General features: G+C 72.4%; 14 protein-coding genes. 5 read left to right on the forward strand and 9 right to left on the reverse strand.

What is annotated here, in order from left to right; all coding sequences use genetic code 11:
• Both DY218_RS28070 and ffh read left to right on the forward strand, forming a co-directional pair.
• Positions 1–1,413: HD domain-containing protein (locus tag DY218_RS28070; protein ID WP_128558951.1), on the forward strand; the 1,413-nt coding region annotated here is incomplete at its 5' end.
• A gap of 124 nt (positions 1,414–1,537) precedes the next feature.
• Positions 1,538–3,070, forward strand: a complete 1,533-nt coding sequence (ffh, locus tag DY218_RS28075) for a signal recognition particle protein (RefSeq protein ID WP_128558952.1) — start codon at positions 1,538–1,540, stop codon at positions 3,068–3,070.
• A gap of 13 nt (positions 3,071–3,083) precedes the next feature.
• On the opposite strand, the gene DY218_RS28080 is transcribed toward ffh, so the two are convergent.
• From DY218_RS28080 to yhfZ, 8 genes are all read right to left on the reverse strand, one after another.
• Positions 3,084–4,415: a phosphopentomutase gene (locus DY218_RS28080; RefSeq protein WP_128558953.1), complete on the reverse strand. Its 1,332-nt coding sequence runs from the start codon at positions 4,413–4,415 to the stop codon at positions 3,084–3,086.
• Positions 4,412–5,587: an alanine racemase gene (locus DY218_RS28085; RefSeq protein ID WP_128558954.1), complete on the reverse strand. Its 1,176-nt coding sequence runs from the start codon at positions 5,585–5,587 to the stop codon at positions 4,412–4,414. The genes DY218_RS28080 and DY218_RS28085 overlap by 4 nt, the downstream gene beginning before the upstream one ends.
• Before the next feature lie 8 nt (positions 5,588–5,595).
• A complete protein-coding gene (locus DY218_RS28090) occupies positions 5,596–6,732 on the reverse strand; it encodes an aminotransferase class V-fold PLP-dependent enzyme (RefSeq protein WP_128558955.1) in 1,137 nt (378 codons plus the stop codon).
• Positions 6,732–7,703 carry a phosphotriesterase family protein gene (locus DY218_RS28095; protein ID WP_128558956.1) on the reverse strand — a complete coding sequence of 324 codons (972 nt, stop codon included), beginning with the start codon at positions 7,701–7,703 and terminating at the stop codon, positions 6,732–6,734. Before DY218_RS28095 ends, DY218_RS28090 begins: the two co-directional genes overlap by 1 nt.
• Positions 7,704–7,709: 6 nt before the next feature.
• Positions 7,710–9,092, reverse strand: coding sequence for a YhfT family protein (locus DY218_RS28100; protein WP_128558957.1), 1,383 nt, complete (start codon positions 9,090–9,092; stop codon positions 7,710–7,712).
• A gap of 91 nt (positions 9,093–9,183) precedes the next feature.
• Complete coding sequence (locus DY218_RS28105; RefSeq protein WP_128558958.1) at positions 9,184–9,540, reverse strand: DUF2620 domain-containing protein; 357 nt, start codon at positions 9,538–9,540, stop codon at positions 9,184–9,186.
• A 62-nt stretch (positions 9,541–9,602) separates the two neighbouring features.
• Positions 9,603–9,980 carry a PRD domain-containing protein gene (locus DY218_RS28110; protein ID WP_128558959.1) on the reverse strand — a complete coding sequence of 126 codons (378 nt, stop codon included), beginning with the start codon at positions 9,978–9,980 and terminating at the stop codon, positions 9,603–9,605.
• Between the two features lie 68 nt (positions 9,981–10,048).
• Entirely contained in the window at positions 10,049–10,990 is a 942-nt protein-coding gene (gene yhfZ, locus DY218_RS28115) for a GntR family transcriptional regulator YhfZ (RefSeq protein ID WP_128558960.1), read from the reverse strand.
• 110 nt (positions 10,991–11,100) lie between these two features.
• Between yhfZ and ftsH the strand changes: the two genes are divergently transcribed.
• Entirely contained in the window at positions 11,101–13,026 is a 1,926-nt protein-coding gene (ftsH, locus tag DY218_RS28120) for an ATP-dependent zinc metalloprotease FtsH (protein ID WP_128558961.1), read from the forward strand.
• A gap of 23 nt (positions 13,027–13,049) precedes the next feature.
• Here the strand turns inward: ftsH and DY218_RS28125 are convergent, their stop codons facing one another.
• Positions 13,050–13,934, reverse strand: a complete 885-nt coding sequence (locus DY218_RS28125) for an SAM-dependent methyltransferase (RefSeq protein WP_128558962.1) — start codon at positions 13,932–13,934, stop codon at positions 13,050–13,052.
• Positions 13,935–14,154: 220 nt separating this feature from the next.
• On the opposite strand from DY218_RS28125, the gene proS reads away from it, so the two are divergent.
• Positions 14,155–15,570 (forward strand): proline--tRNA ligase, encoded by a 1,416-nt coding sequence (gene proS, locus DY218_RS28130; protein WP_128558963.1) that lies wholly within the window; start codon positions 14,155–14,157, stop codon positions 15,568–15,570.
• Between the two features lie 350 nt (positions 15,571–15,920).
• On the forward strand, positions 15,921–16,514 hold the full coding sequence (locus DY218_RS28135; RefSeq protein WP_128558964.1) for a hypothetical protein: 594 nt from the start codon (positions 15,921–15,923) through the stop codon (positions 16,512–16,514).
• Positions 16,515–16,544 lie beyond the last annotated feature (30 nt).

The raw sequence follows: 16,544 nt of genomic DNA on the forward strand, positions 1-16,544 counted from the left end.
CCGCTCTCGCCGCACGCGGTGCGCCGCCTCGCCGCGGCCGCACCGGCGCTGCCCACGCCCTGGCCGGCGGAGGCGCGCGAGCAGCTCGTCACGCTGCTCGGCGCGGGCCGCCCGACCGTCGACGTCTGGGCCGCCCTGGAGGCCGAGGGCCTCATCGACGCGCTGCTGCCGGACTGGGAGCGGGTGCGCTGCCGCCCGCAGCGCAACCCCGTGCACACCTGGACCGTCGACCGGCACCTGGTCGAGACGGCGGTCCGCGCGGCCGGTCTGACCCGCCGTGTGCAGCGACCCGACCTGCTCCTGGTCGCCGCGCTGCTGCACGACATCGGCAAGGGCTGGCCGGGGGACCACTCGGTGGCCGGCGAGGTGATCGCGCGCGACGTCGCCGCCCGGATCGGCTTCGACGCCGCCGACGCGGCCGTGCTCGCCACCCTCGTACGGCACCATCTGCTGCTCGTGGAGACCGCGACCCGGCGGGATCTGGACGATCCGGCGACCGTGCGGTCGGTGGCCGATGCGGTCGCCACCGTGCCCACGCTCGAGCTGCTGCACGCGCTGACCGAGGCGGACGCGCTGGCCACCGGGCCCGCGGCCTGGTCGAGTTGGCGTGCTTCGCTCGTCGGGGACCTGGTGCGGCGGGCCGCCGCGGTGCTCGCCGGTGAATCCGTACCCGAGGACGAACCGGCCACGATCACCGCCGAGCACGAGCGGCTCGCGGTCGAGGCCTTCCGTACGGGCGGGCCGGTGCTCTCGCTGCACGCCCGGGCCGATGAGGCCGCCGTTCCGCGGGACGACGCCGGACCTGACCCCGCGGACGGGCCCGAGCCGCTCGGTGTCGAACTGCTCATCGCGGTGCCCGACCAGGCCGGGGTGCTGCCCGCGGTGGCCGGGGTGCTCGCGCTGCACCGGCTGACCGTACGGACCGCTGAGCTGCGGGCCGTGACGCTGCCCGCCGAGGTCGTTCCGGAGACGGGAGCGTCCGGGCCGGTGCTGCTGCTCGAGTGGCGGGTGGCGGCCGAGTACGGCTCCCTGCCGCAGGCCGCGCGGCTGCGGGCCGATCTCGTACGGGCCTTGGAGGGTTCGCTCGACATCCCCGCCCGGCTCGCGGAGCGGGATGCCGCCTATCCGCGCAGGCGCGGGGTCCCTGCGCCGCCGCCCCGGGTCACGGTCGCACCGACCACGTCGCGGCGGGCCACGGTCATCGAGGTCCGGGCGCAGGACGCCCCCGGCCTGCTGCGCCGGATCGGCCGGGCGCTTGAGTCCGCGGACGTCATGGTGCGCAGCGCCCATGTGTCGACGCTCGGAGCGAACGCGGTCGATGCGTTCTACGTCACCGGAGGCGACGGGGAGCCGCTCGCGCAGGAGCGCGCGGTGGGGGTGGCGCGGGGGGTGGAGGAGGCGTTGCGCGCCTGACCGTCCCTTCCTGTACGGGGCCCGTACGGGAAGGATGCGGGCACCGTGGGTGCTCCCGCTGCGCGTACGGATACCCTGGAGGGCGACTGACTCCGCCCCCGACCGACGAGGATCTGCGACCGCCGTGTTCGACACTCTTTCCGATCGCCTCGCAGCGACTTTCAAGACCCTCCGCGGCAAGGGGCGCCTGTCCGAGGCGGACATCGACGCCACGGCACGCGAGATCCGCATCGCGCTCCTCGAAGCCGACGTCGCGCTGCCCGTGGTGCGTGCGTTCATCAAGCAGGTCAAGGAGCGGGCGACCGGCGCCGAGGTCTCCCAGGCGCTGAATCCTGCGCAGCAGGTCATCAAGATCGTCAACGAGGAGCTCGTCGGCATCCTCGGCGGCGAGACCCGTCGACTGCGGTTCGCCAAGTCCGGGCCCACCGTGATCATGCTCGCGGGTCTGCAGGGTGCCGGTAAGACCACGCTCGCCGGAAAGCTCGGCCGCTGGCTGAAGGGGCAGGGCCACTCGCCGCTGCTCGTCGCCTGTGATCTGCAGCGCCCCAATGCGGTGAACCAGCTGAGCGTCGTCGCCGAGCGCGCCGGCGTCGGCATCTACGCCCCCGAGCCGGGCAACGGCGTGGGTGACCCGGTCCAGGTCGCCAAGGACTCGATCGAGTACGCCAAGGGCAAGCAGTACGACGTCGTGGTCGTCGACACCGCCGGCCGGCTCGGCATCGACCAGGAGCTGATGCAGCAGGCCGCGGACATCCGCGACGCGGTTCGCCCGGACGAGGTCCTCTTCGTCGTCGACGCGATGATCGGTCAGGACGCGGTGAACACCGCGGAGGCCTTCCGCGACGGCGTCGGCTTCGACGGTGTGGTGCTCTCCAAGCTCGACGGCGACGCGCGTGGCGGTGCGGCCCTGTCGATCGCGCACGTCACCGGCAAGCAGATCATGTTCGCCTCCAACGGCGAGAAGCTGGACGACTTCGACGCGTTCCACCCGGACCGGATGGCCTCGCGGATCCTCGGCATGGGCGACATGCTCACGCTGATCGAGAAGGCCGAGCAGACCTTCAGCCAGGCCGAGGCCGAGAAGATGGCGGCCAAGCTCCAGAAGGGCCCCAAGGAGTTCACGCTCGACGACTTCCTGGCGCAGATGGAGCAGGTCAGGAAGATGGGCTCCATCTCCAAGCTGCTCGGCATGATGCCCGGCATGGGTCAGATCAAGGACCAGATCAACAATCTGGACGAGCGGGACGTGGACCGTACCGCGGCGATCATCAAGTCGATGACCCCGGGGGAGCGGTCCGAGCCGACGATCATCAACGGCTCGCGGCGTGCGCGGATCGCCAAGGGCTCGGGCGTCGACGTCAGCGCGGTGAAGAACCTGGTGGAGCGGTTCTTCGAGGCGCGCAAGATGATGTCGAAGATGGCGCAGGGCGGCGGGATGCCGGGTATGCCGGGCATGCCCGGTTCGGGCGGTGGTCCCGGGCGGCAGAAGAAGAAGCAGAAGCAGGCCAAGGGCAAGCAGCGTTCGGGCAATCCGATGAAGCGGAAGCAGCAGGAGTTGGATGCTGCGCGTCGGCGGGAAGAGGGAACGTTGCCTGCCGGGGGGCAGGGTGGGCAGGGTTTTGAACTGCCTGATGAGTTCAAGAAGTTCATGGGCTGAGGCTCGGCGTCGCTCAGCTCGGCTGAGGATCTGTTGGCCCGCCCGGCCGGGGTTTTTGCCCTGCCGGGCGGGCCTCCTCAAACGCCGGAGGGGCTTGATTTGCGATGTCGCCGCGGCTTGTGAGGGGTGACCCGTTTGCGAGGTGGGTCGGGTTCAGGGTGAGGGATGTGGCTGCCGTCGCGCCCACGTCCGCCAGGGAGTCCGCGTCGGGGAGGGCGAGGCGGGTGGTGGCCTCGGGGCGGTGGATGAGGACGGGGACGTATTCGCGGGTGTGGTAGGCGTGGCCGATCGTGGGGTCGTTGCCGTGGTCGCCCGTGACGATGAGGCGGTCGCCGGGGGAGTCGAGGAGGTCGAGGAGGGTCGTCAGGCCCTCGTCGGCGCGTTCCAGGACCTCGCCGTAGCGCAGGGTGTCCTGCTGGTGGCCGGCCAGGTCGGTCTCCTGGACGTTGGCGACGACCAGGGCGGGGCCGGGGGCGGACGTTCGGACCGCGGCAATGGTGTGTGCGAGCACATCGGCGGTGGGTACGGCCGGGTGTCGGACCGCGCTCCCGCACTCCAGGATGTCGGCCGCCTTGCCGACCAGGGTGACCGGGAGGCCCGCGCGGGCGGCGAGTTCGGGCAGCTGGCGGGTGTGGTCGAGCGGGGCGCCGAGGTGCTGGACCTCCAGGCCGCCGTTCCGGTAGAAGCCGGTCGCGGGGGTGTCGAGGCCCACCGTGCCGGCGTCGCCGTCGCGTACGTACCGGTCGAGTGATCGGGCCGCGTGGCCGCCCACCGCGATGACGCGGGCGACCGGCGCGACGGCGCGCACCACCCGGGCGACGGCGAGTGTCGCGTCGAAGGGGAGGTCCTCCAGACGTCCGGAGGCGTTCCAGTTGATGCCCGGGTCGGCCTCCAGATTGTCGTGCACCAGGACCGTGCCGTCGACGACGAGGAGCGGCTTACCGTCGAGCCTGGTCACCAGGTGGCCCGCGCTGCGCAGGGCTTCGGTGACCGCGTCTAGGTGCTCGCCGAGCCGGGCGACCGTCACCCGGCTGAAGTCGGCGCCCATCATGGTCTGATGGCCCGCGAAGGTGTCCGCGCCCGGGTAGCCGAGCGCGGCCCGCCCGTACGCCACGGGCAGTTCGGTGCCCGCGGCCAGATCGGGATGCGGACGGACGAGGCCGAGGCCGAGCGCGCCGAGCGCGGGCAGCCGCAGCGGGCGCCCGAGGCGTTCGCGGCAGGCGTCGAGGACATGGCCGCAGGTGTCGGCGGCCAGGTCGCCGGGGCGCAGCGCGCCGGCGTCGGGCATGGCGCCGACACCGAAGCCGTCGAGCACCACGATCACGGTCCGGCCGGCCGCGCTCATCGGCCCGTCTCCCCGTGCTCGTACCGGCGCCCGAGCGCGTCGTACAGGCCGACAAGCGCGGGCTCGCCGGCCGAGAGCCCGGCGACCACGGCGATCGTGCTGCGGGTGACGAACATCTGCGTACGGAAGGCGAGCAGCGCGGTGTCACCGGCCTCGGCGCCGACGGACGGGGCGAGCAGCCGGTAGTAGTCGATGTTGTCCGCGGGCGAGTCCTGCACGCGCAGGCGTTCGCCGGTACGCGGAAGGAGTGCGTCCTTGATGCCGGCCCGCGGGTAGAAGCCGCCGCCGAGGACCGCCGGGCGGCCGTCGGCGAGGGTGTGGGCGACCTCGGTGACGTAGACGTACGCGGGCTTCTCCGGCTGCCGCGGATCGACGGCGTGCTGCGGGGTGGTGCCGGTCAGGGCGTGGCCGGGCTCGCCGTGGGTGGCGCCCAGTTCCGCGAGCAGTGGAAGGGAGGCGACCGAGGTGGCGCTCGGGGCGCTGAGGCGCAGCCCGGTGTGGCCGCGGGCGGCGAGCTTCGCGTGCGCCTCGCCGACCAGGTCGAAGGTGGGCGTGGGCCGTGGGACGCCGGTGTCCGGATCGCAGAGCAGGCAGGGGAATCCGGTGACACCGCCGATGCGTACCCCGTCCAACTCCTCGACGGCGGCCGCGAACACGTCGATGCCGGCGAGCGGGACGCCGCCCTCCTGACCCGGGTAGACCGAGCCGTCGGCGCCCTCGACGCGGATCAGGACGTCCTGGACGAAGCCGAGTTCGCGCGCGGCCTCGGCCACGGCGCGGGCATTGGCCAGGTCGTAGACGGTGACGGTCTCCGGGCGGGTGGCGAGCAGCTCGGGCAGTGCGCGGCGGGGGATCTGGACCAGGTGGCCCAGGTTGCCGGGCTCGGCGCCCGCCGCGTGCAGGGTGCGGGCCTCGGGGGCGTCGATGGCCGCGTACCGAGGGATGTGCCGGGCGACCGCCCTGATCAGCTCGGGATTGCGGCCGAACTGCTTGACCACGAACCACAGACTGATGCCGAGCCGTTCGGCGGTCTCGGCGAGCAGCCGGGCGTTCTCCTCGACGGCGTCCAGGTCGATCACATAGGTGTCGGGCGGGATCGCGCCCGAGTCGTGCAGGGCGGCCGCCGCGTCGGCGAGCTCCGGGTTGCGGGCGAGCAGAGTGTTCAGGAACACGGGGCGTCCTAGGAGTTGTGCAGGTCGTGCAGGGAGCGGCGGAGGATGTCGAGGACCAGATCGGCGCCGGCCCGCATGGGGTTGATGCGTACGGTCCAGTCGGCGAGGCCGGGGGCGTCGTCGAGGGACGAGCTGGACATCCGGTAGAAGAGCGGGGCCACTTCGTAGCGGGAGTTGGAGCCGACCGGGTACGACGCGGCTCCGTGGCGGGCCGCGACGGCCGGCAGTTCGCGGGCGACCGGGCGGTCGAGGCGGACCAGGACGCAGCGGTCCTGGGCGTTGGCGAGGCGTACGTCGGTGACGCCTTCGACCTCGCCGGCCGCCAGCCGTTCGGCGACCTCGGCGCCGACCTGGGACTGCACGGCCCACATCACCGGTACGTGGGTGAGCGCCCGCAGTGCGTCGAGTGCCTGGTGGCCCTGGACCTGCCCGCCGCCCGAGTAGTTGTCCGCGCGGACCCGCTCGACCAGGTCACGGGCGCCCACGACCGCGCCCACGCCCTCCGGGCCGTGCAGCTTGAACAGCGAGAAGCAGGACGCGTCCGCGCCGAGCTGGACGCCGGCCGAAGGCACCCTGCACACCGCGTAGTTGTCGTCGACGAGGGTGCGCACCCCGGCCGCGCGGCAGGCGGCGAGCACCTCGCCCGGGTCGTAGGAGTCGGCGAGCCGCTGCCGGGTGTGCTGGACGTACGCCCAGCGGAACCGGCCGCCCGCCAGGGCTTCCCGGAGCGCGCCCGGGTCGTTGAGGTCGACCTCGACCTGCTCGACGCCGAGTCCGCGCAGGGTGACGGCGGTGCTCCGGTAGACCGGCGCGCGGTGCACGATCAGCGGGTCGCCCGGGCCGACGGCGGCGGTGAGGGCGGCCCGGATCGCGCCGGTGCCCGCGCCCTGGACGAGCGCGGCGTCCTCGGCGTCGAAGAAGTCGGCGAGTACGGACTCCACCCGCGCGGTGGTGTGCGGGCGGCCGAGGCCGGGCACGACGCCCGCGTCCGCGGCGAACAGCTGCTCGCCCTCGAAGTGCGCGGCGATGCATTCCAGGAGCCGGAACTGGCGTGTGACGGCGTCGGCCGGCGGCACCGTGGGCAGCGGGAAGGTGTCCGGCAGGTCCGGTCCGCCGGCAGGTGCTCCGGACGCTTCGTGCGGCATCAGATCTCCTCGCTGTTCGCACCGGTCAGAAAGCGCAGCGGATTGCGCCGGGTCATCAGGTCGATCAGGTCCTCGTCCACCCCGGCGTCCCGCGCCTCGCCGAGGAACGACCGGAACAGATGCCCGTAACCCTGTCCGCCCTCCGCCTCCAGATAGCCGTGCCGCGAGATGTCGCAGCTCAGCAGCACCCGATCGGCGTGCCCCGCGTCGAGCAGCGCGAGCAGCAGCCGGAGCCGGTCGGCGTCGCTCCGGTACGCCGCCTTGCCGACGGTGTCGAAGGCGACGTACGCCCCGGCCGCCGCCAACTCCCGGTGCACGGCGGGATCGTCCAGGAGGTCCTGGTGGCCGATCGAGATCCGCTCCGGGGCCAGGCCCGCGCCGGTGAGCAGCTCGAGCTGGGCGAGTCCGCCACGGCCGAGCTGGGCGTGCGTGGCGACGGACAGGCCGGTCGCCCGGGCGGCCTGCGCGGCGGCGAGCAGGGAGCGGGTCTCCGGTTCGCTCGGCCGGTCGCCGTGGCTGCCCACCTCGCCGATCACGCCGGGGCGTACGCCGGTGTCGCCGATGCCGTCCGTGATCTCCCGGACCAGCGTGCCGGCCAGGTCCGATACGGGGGTGTCCGCGATCTCGGCGGGGTGGAACGGCTCGTAGTACCACCCGGTCGCCGCCACCACGGCGATCCCCGTCCCGGCCGCGATCCTGGCCAGCGCCCGGGGGTCGCGACCCATCCCGCGGCAGGTCAGCTCGACCACCAGGCTCAGGCCGAACTCGGCGCGCAGGGCGGCGAGTTCCTCGGTGACGGCCGGTCCGTGCAGCGCCGGGTCGAGGACGGCGGCGCCGTCACCGGTGCGGTCGAGATCGAGGACGAGGTGCTCGTGGGCGAGCGCGGGACCTTCGATGTCCGCGGCCGGCACGGGACCGAGGACGGTCTGCAGGGTGTTCGTTGCGGGGGTGTTCGCGGCGGGTGTGTGCACGACGGGTCAGCCCTTGATCGGGGTGAAGAGATCCACCCAGTACAGGAGGTTGAGGAGCACACCGCCGACGATCACGGCGGCGGGTGCCGCGGCCATCTTCACGACCGGCCGGCCCATCGCCTCGTTCAGCAGGTAGAGACCGCCGACGATCAGGATGCCGAGGCCGCCGCCCATCGCGTTCGCCGCCATCAGCGAGCCGAAGAGGATCGCGAGCCCGAGCGCCTCGCTGATGGCGCTGCGCAGGTGCTCGGAGGAGTCGCGGACGCTGGGCAGCTTGCCGAGGACCTTGCCGATGTACGACAGGGCCAGCACCTCGATCGCGAAGACGGCCGCACCGACGACCGCGGCGAGCACCGGGTTCGGCAGCAGGTAGCCGATCGGGTACACCAGCGTGAAGCCCGCGATGCCGTACGCCCCCGAGGCCAGCGCGGTGGTCGCGATCAGCGGTACGAAGCCGAACACCCGGTAGAAGTCGACCTGTGCGGCCTCCGCGTACTGCCCCTTGGCGATCAGGAAGCTGGTCGCCTCGCCGCCGCCGAAGATCTTCATCTGGGCCAGTACGCAGACGCCGGCGCCGAGCACCATGAACAGCGGCAGATACTTCCTGAGCCGGGCCGCGCTCGCGCTGAACAGCGAGGCCATCGGGTCGTCCGCGGCGCCGCCGGCGGCCTCGGGCTCCGGCTGCGGGTCCTTCGCGGCCGCGGCCCGCTCCGCCTGCCGCGCGCGCAGGTCCTTCTGCACGGCGAAGCCGATCAGGAACAGGACACCGACCGCCATCGCGATGGCGCCCGGGAAGACGTCCGGCCACAGCTTCATCGTCATGACGACCAGGGCCAGTTCGATCACGCCGACGACGCCGCCGCGCAGCCGCCCGAACTGCTTGGTCACGGCGAGCACCGGGAACAGCGTGAACAGGAACAGGATCGGCGTCGACATCTCCTGCATGGCGGTCAGGAAGTCCACCGGCAGGTCGTGCGCGATGTCGTTCGCCCCGTTCAGGCCGAAGACGACCACGGCGCCCCAGCCGGCGCCGAGCAGCGGGGCCAGCCACTTCTTCGGCGCGAGCAGGCCGAGGATGTCGGTCGGCAGGAAGAGCAGCCAGGGGTTGAGCACTCCGGAGGCCAGCGCCATCGGTGCGCCGAGCCCGAAGATGAAGCCCGCCGAGAGGCCGAAGGACACCGCGGTGGTGGCGCTGCGCGTGGTACGGCCCTGGATGAAGTCGAGCATGAACGGGCGTACGCCGTCGTTGAAGACGGCCAGCGCCATGTGGGAGATGAAGGCGGTCAGGGCGCAGAGCGCGATCACGAACAGCTGTTGGGCGACCGAGAGATTCAGGCTGTTGCCGGCCGCGAGCACGGAAGTGAGCTGATCTGCGGGGGCGTTACTCACGGGATACTCCTTGCTGCCCTGCGGGGACGGTCAGGGCTACTGCTGCACCGGCCTGCCCTGCGGGAGACAAGGGCAGGGCCGCTGCACGGCTTCAGGCGCGCGCGGCGATGGCGCGGGCGAGCATGGGGGCGACGGTGTCGATCTGGTCCATGGCGAAGCCGAAGACCTTCTTTCCGTCCGCGAGCAGGGCGTCGACGTCGTCCTCGGTGGGCACGGAGCGGCCGAAGGTGTGGCAGGCGGCATTGCCCATCAGGCCGACGAGGACGCCGAGCGAGGCGCCGGCGCCGGTGTGGCAGGTGCCGAGGTAGTAGTCGGCCTGGCCTGCCCGGAGCTGCATCGCCGCGTCCATGTCGCTGGACTCGACGGCTTCGACGCCGTCGAGCCCGAGCGCGTCGACGGCGCGGGTGACCTCGACCTTGCCCACTCCGCCGGTGAGGATCTTCGTCATGGTGGGGCCTTCCTTCGTTCTGTGGGTGGGTGGTTGTGGGTGTCGGGCGTACGCCGTGTCCGTCAGCCGGCCGGGGACTGCCGGGCCAGTACGGCGAGATGCAGGCCGAGGAAGTTGACCTCGGACTCGGGGAGTTCGGCGCCGAGCCGGCCGGCGGCGCGGGCAGCGAGCTCGCGCGCCCTGGTCACCGCCTCCGGATGCCCGGCCAGCTCGGCGGCGACCTGCTCGTCGGTGCGGAACTCCTCGATGGGCTCGCCGTCGACGAGCCGCGTGAGCGCCATCATCAGGTGGCTGGTGAGCATGCCCGCGGTGTCCTCGGTGACGGCCTTGCCCTCGGCGGCGAGGGTGTCGAGCTCAGCGGTGACGAAGTCGGCGACCTCCGGGCGGACCTGACCGCCGTCGCGGAACAACTGGATGCGGAGCGCGAGTCGGTCGTCCATGGTCTTCCTTCGGGTCGGTACGTCTGCGGGATTCGGTACGTCTGCGGGGTTCGGTACGTCCGCGGGATTCAGTACGACGGGATGCGTTCGCCGCCCAGTACCTCGTCCTGCAGCGCGGTGATCAGGGACAGGTCGAGGGCCTCCCGTACGGCCTGGAAGGCGGCGGCGCCGGCGGCCCGGCCGACGATCGCGGCGCTCGAATTGCGCAGCGCCAGCTCGCGGGTGACCTCGTCGCCGAGTGGCAGCACGTCGGCCAGCTCCTCGCCGATCCGGCCCTGCACCTCGTCGATGTTCCACACGGTGGCGTCGGCCCTGGCATGCGCGAACAGGTCCCGCAGTTGCATGTACGAGGCCTCCACCCACTCGATGTCGGACCGCCCCGCGAACGCCCGCTCGGCGAGCAACACCTGGTCGCGCGAGCTGTGGTCCACGGCGACCCGCAGCCCGCGGTCGTGCACATTCGCTCCCCGGCGCAGCAGCAGTCCGTGCGCGCCCACATAGGTGGCGGGCCCCAGATCGGCGATCAGCTCGACGGGGTGCTCTTCGGCGAGCTGGTCGGCGGCGAGGCGGGAGAGGACGACGAGGTCCACCTTGCCCTCGAGCAGGGCGCCGATCCGGGCCGTGGCACCGCGCATGAAGGTGATGGCGAAGGGCGCCCCGGCCTGCTCGAAGGCGGCCCGCAGGCCGGTGGCGAGGCCCTCGTAGCGGCGCGAGTACGGCAGTGGCATGGCGGCGAGCAGGGTGCCGAGTCCGGAGAGCCGCCAGAGTATGGCGCGGTCGGAGCCGACGAGGAAGGTGCCGAGGTGGCCGCGGGCCTGGGTCTCGATGGCGCCGGCCGACTCCAGGAGGCGGAGACCGGACTGCACCGTGCCGTTCCCGACGCGCAGTTCCTCGGCGAGGTCCCGGACCCGGGGCAGCCGGGTGTCGGGCTCGTGGTGCAGCAGCAGGACCGCGAGCCGCCGGGCGGTGAGGCCGTTGCGCGTCAGGAAGCGATCGTCGAAACCGTTCACGCATCGGACAATAAACAGGATCCTGGATACTGGCAACTGTCCGGACCGCGGACGGCGCCGCGCAAGCGCTCGTAATGCCCGAATTCGCCCGGTCTCGAATAATGGCGACCGTGACCAGCCCCGTACCCCCGCGCGACCGCACCGACCAGCCGTGGCGCTCCGAAGGCGCCCCGCCGCCCCCGCCGCCGCGCAGGCGGCTCCCCGGCGGCTGGCCCAGGCTGATCATGACCGCCCTCGTGGTCTATCTGCTCACCAACCTGGTCCTGAACCTGTTCGGCGACGACGAGCCGAAGACCGTCTCGTACACCGAATTCAGCAAACAGGTCACCGCGGGCAACGTGGAGAAGATCTACGCCAAGGGCGACCAGATCCAGGGCGACCTCAAGAAGGACGCCAAGGCCCCCGGCGGCGACGGCAGCTACGACAAGTTCGCCACCCAGCGCCCGAGCTTCGCCGACGACAAGCTCTGGGACGAACTGACCGAGCAGCAGGTCGAGGTCACCGCCGAGCCGGTGTACGAGGAACCGAGCCTCCTCACCAATCTCCTGATCTCGCTCGCCCCGCTGCTCCTGCTGGTCGTCCTGTGGGTCTTCATCGCCCGCCGGATGGCCTCGGGCATGGGCGGCGGCGCCGGTGGCATGCTCGGCAGAAAGGCACCCCCGAAGCCGGTCGAGCTCGAGGCGGACAAGCGCACCACCTTCGCCGACGTGGCCGGGATCGACGAGGTCGAGGGCGAACTCAGCGACGTCGTCGACTTCCTGAAGAACCCGGAGGCCTACCGGCGGCTCGGCGCCAGGATGCCCGGCGGCGTCCTCCTCGCGGGCCCGCCCGGCACCGGCAAGACCCTGCTGGCCCGCGCCGTGGCCGGCGAGGCCGGGGTGCCGTTCTTCTCGGCCTCCGCCTCCGAGTTCATCGAGATGATCGTCGGCGTCGGCGCCTCCCGGGTACGGGAGCTGTTCGCCGAGGCCCGCAAGGTGGCGCCCGCGATCGTCTTCATCGACGAGATCGACACCATCGGCCGGGCCCGCGGCGGCGGATCCGGCATGGGCGGCCACGACGAACGCGAGCAGACGCTCAACCAGATCCTCACCGAGATGGACGGCTTCAGCGGCTCCGAGGGCGTGGTCGTCATCGCCGCCACCAACCGGGCCGACATCCTCGACCCGGCCCTGACCCGCCCCGGCCGCTTCGACCGCACGGTGATGGTCAGCCCGCCCGACCGCGACGGGCGCACCGCGATCCTGGAGATCCACACCCGCCACATCCCGCTCGCCGAAGACGTCGACCTCGCCCAAGTGGCCCGTACGACACCGGGGATGACCGGCGCCGACCTCGCGAACCTCGCCAACGAGGCGGCCCTCCTCGCGGTCAGGCGAAAGCAGCAGAAAGTGACCCGGTCGGACTTCTCGGACGCCCTCGAGAAGGTCCAACTCGGCGCCGAGCGGCCCCTGGTGATGCCCGCCGACGAGCGCCGCCGCACCGCGTACCACGAGAGCGGCCACGCCCTGCTCGGCATGCTGCAGCCCGGCGCCGACCCGGTCCGCAAGATCACCATCGTGCCGCGCGGCCGCGCGCTCGGCGTCACGCTCTCCACGCCCGACGCGGACAAATACGCGTACACGGAGGAGTATCTGCGCGGCCGGATCATCGGCGCACTCGGCGGCATGGCGGCCGAGAGCGTCGTCTTCGGTGTCGTCACCACCGGCGCCGAGAGCGATCTGGAGCAGGTCACCAACCTCGCCCGCGGCATGGTCGCCCGCTGGGGCATGAGCGAGCGCGTCGGCCGGCTCTCCGCCCTGCCCAGCACCTCCCAGGAGCCGTACGGACTCGCCGCCGCGCCCGCCACCCTGGACACCATCGACAGCGAGATGCGCCGCATCGTCGACGAGTGCTACGAGAGCGCCTGCCGCCAACTCCGCGACCAGCGCGACCGACTCGACGCCCTCTCCGAGGCGCTCCTCGCCAACGAGACCCTCGACGAGGCCGAGGCCTACCGCGCAGCCGGCATCACCCGCCTGACCAAGCCCGCCCCCTGACGCCGACCGGGCGGGCCGGGCACTCAGCGGATACGGGCGATCAAGTACCGGAAGACGTGCGGCATCCACACCGTGCCGTCCCCGCGGACATACGGATGCAGCGCCTCCGTGAGCTCCTTGTCCACCTGCTCCCGGTCCGTGGCCCGGGCCGCCGCGTCGAAGAGCCCCGTCGACCGCAGCCCGCGCACCGCGCTCGGCACATCGGCGTACCCGAACGGGCAGGCCACCCGCCCGGATCCGTCCGGCCGCAGCCCCGCCCGCGCCGCGACCTCCTCCAGATCGTCACGCCGCGCGGGACACCAACTCCCGCCGCCGCGCAGCGGATCGGCCAGCCGCGTCGCGACCCGCAGCACCGAGGCCGCCGCGCACCGCTCGGGCGGCCCCCAGCCGGCCAGCACCACCGCGCTGCCGTGCTCCGCCGCCGGCACCGCCCCGGCCAGCTGTCCGAGCAGCCCTTCGGCATCGTCCTCGCCGGCGCCGACCGGGGAGAAGGCGGTCACCAGGTTGTACGGCCGAGCCCCCGGCGGCGCGGCGTCCGCGGGCTCGCCGCTCACCAGCCGCGCGCCACCCGGCGTACGCCCTTCGAACCCGGCGGACCCGGAGTCGTCAACCGCACACCCCAGCCGTTCCCCCGCGAGTGCCAGCAGTTCCGGCGCACCGGAATCCACCCCTGTCACCGTCGCCCCACGCCGGGCCGCGAGCAGCAGCGCGAGCCCCGATCCGCAGCCCAGACCGAGGAGCCGGGTGCCGGGACCGACGTCCAGACGTTCGTACACGGCCTCGTAGAGGGGGACCGGCATCCGCTCCTGGATCTCCGCCCAGTCACGCGCGCGTGCCCGCACCTCCGGGTCCTGGCCGGCCGCCGATGCCGGGTACGGGCCGTGCCGTCGGGCGAGCGTAGGTGTCATGGAAGCCCCAATCGCCGAGAGTCGGCTGCGAGTTCAGCGGTGCCCCGTTGGTCCGTCCCGTGCCCGTGCGCCCCCGTATGCCAGGGAACTCCGCATCCGCCGCGCCGTCCAGGGGTTCTCCCGCACTCCTTGCGAGCCCCCTGCGTACGCCCTGGGCGCAGGGCCGCAACGGGAAGAATCGGCGCGCGCACCGACAGGCCCGCGCCGTACCATGCGCGCCATGGCAAAGGCTCCCGTACTCACGCCCCAGGCGGACGACTTCCCCCGCTGGTACCAGGACCTGATCACCAAGGCCGAGCTGGCCGACAACGGCCCGGTCCGCGGCACCATGGTCATCAGGCCGTACGGCTACGGGCTCTGGGAGCGCATGCAGCAGGAGATGGACGCCCGGATCAAGCGGGCGGGCGCGCAGAACGCCTACTTCCCGCTCTTCATCCCGCAGTCCTACCTGACCAAGGAGGCCGAGCACGTCGAGGGCTTCGCCCCCGAACTCGCGGTCGTCACCCACGGCGGCGGCAAGGAGCTGGACGAGCCCGTGGTCGTCCGCCCGACCTCCGAGACGGTCGTCAACGCCTCGTTCGCCAAATGGGTGCAGAGCTACCGCGACCTGCCGCTGCTCATCAACCAGTGGGCGAACGTGGTCCGTTGGGAGATGCGCCCGCGCGTCTTCCTGCGCACCACCGAGTTCCTGTGGCAGGAGGGACACACCGCACACGCCACGTACGAGGAGGCCCGGGACTACGCCGCGCACATCCACCGCGAGGTCTACGCCGACTTCATGATCAACGTCCTCGGCATCGACGTGGTTCTCGGCCGCAAGACCGCCGCCGAGCGCTTCGCGGGCGCCGTCAACACCCTCACCCTGGAAGGCGTGATGCGCGACGGCAAGGCCCTCCAGATGGGCACAAGCCACGAACTCGGCACCAACTTCGCCAAGGCCTTCGGCACCCACTACCTCTCCAAGGACGGCGCCCAGGAACTGGTCTGGCAGACCTCCTGGGGCTCCTCGACCCGGATGGTCGGCGGCCTGATCATGGCGCACGGCGACGACCAGGGCCTGCGCGTGCCGCCCCGCCTCGCACCGGTGCAGGCCGTGGTGCTCGCCATCAAGGACGACCCGGCGGTCCTCGAGCAGGTCCACGCGATCGGCGAGCGGCTCACCGCGGCGGGTGTCCGGGTGCGGGTCGACGACCGTACGGACACCCCGTTCGGCCGCCGCGCCGTCGACTGGGAGTTGAAGGGCGTACCGGTACGCATCGAGGTCGGCCCCCGCGATCTGGAGAACGGCACGGCGGTGCTCGCCCGGCGCATTCCCGGCAGCAAGGAATCGGTCGCCCTGAGCGCCGTCGCCGGACTCGTCCCCGATCTCCTCGAGGAGGACCAGCAGCGGCTGCTCTCCGAATCCAGGATCCGTCGCCGGACCCTCACCTCCGAGGTCACCACCGTCGAGGAGGCCGCGGAGGCCGCTCTGGCCGGGGGAGTGGCCCGCATCCCCTGGGCCACCCTCGGCGAGGAGGGTGAGGCGCGGCTCGCCGAACACTCGGTCTCCGTACGCTGCTTGGTCGCCGAGGACGGGTCGGTGCCGGACCGCGACGACGCACCCGGTAACGTCGCCCTCGTCGCGCGCGCCTACTGAGGGGGCGCGCGTACGCAAGAGTGCGGGAACCCCGCGGGCCGTCACCCCGTCGAAGGATCGAACGGTCGAACGGAAGCCTCACGGAGGGGGAGCAACCCCTTCCGGCCGCGAAACGGCCGAAAGGTCACTTGCGCCGCCGGCGACACCAGGGGTCACGCACGGCGGACCCGCGCTACGCGTGGATGCGTACTTGGTACTACGTACCGCCTTGTGGTGAGATCCCCGGATTCTCAGCACATCTGCGCACCCGCCCTCGTCAGGACGCATCAGCGGCAACTGACTGGTACGTGCAAATTATTTGGGATGGCCCGGAATCGGAACAAGGAGCCGCCCCGGCTCGTTGTCACGACGTGAGCACGACACCACCTGTTCTCGCCGCAGAGCTGGCACAGGCGTGGGCCGACATTCAGCGGTACCACCCCGAGCTGCCGGATCTAGCCGCGCCCGAATCCCTGATCGGAGAGTCCTCGTCCGCCTGCGGCGCCGAGCTCTCCTTCGAGCGACTGCTGCACGAGGCAGTCCACGGCATCGCCGCCGCCCGCGGCATCCGTGACACCTCACGCGCAGGCCGCTACCACAACCGCCGATTCCTGGCGATCGCCGAGGAAATGGGCCTCGACCACCCCGAGGAGCCGCACCCCAGCAGCGGCTTCTCGCTGGTCGCGCTCAACCCGGAGGCGAGACGGCGCTACCGGCCGACGGCCGAGCGGCTCGAGCGCGCGCTGCGCGCCCACACCGCCGCGACCGCCACGGACACCGCGCGCTCGTTCCGCGGCCCGGCCGCCCGGCACGGATCGTCCGGCGGCGGCGTCCGCGTCAAGGCCGTCTGCGACTGCGGGCGGAACGTCCGGGTCGTCCCCTCGGTCCTCGCCCAGGCGCCCATCATGTGCGGCGGCTGCGGCAAGCCGTTCCGCATCCCGGAGGCGGTGGCCGCGGTGGGCTGACCGGCCGGCGCCGCCCGGGCGGCCGCCGCG

It is taken from the genome of Streptomyces triticagri (assembly GCF_003429565.1).
GTDB lineage: Bacteria > Actinomycetota > Actinomycetes > Streptomycetales > Streptomycetaceae > Streptomyces > Streptomyces triticagri.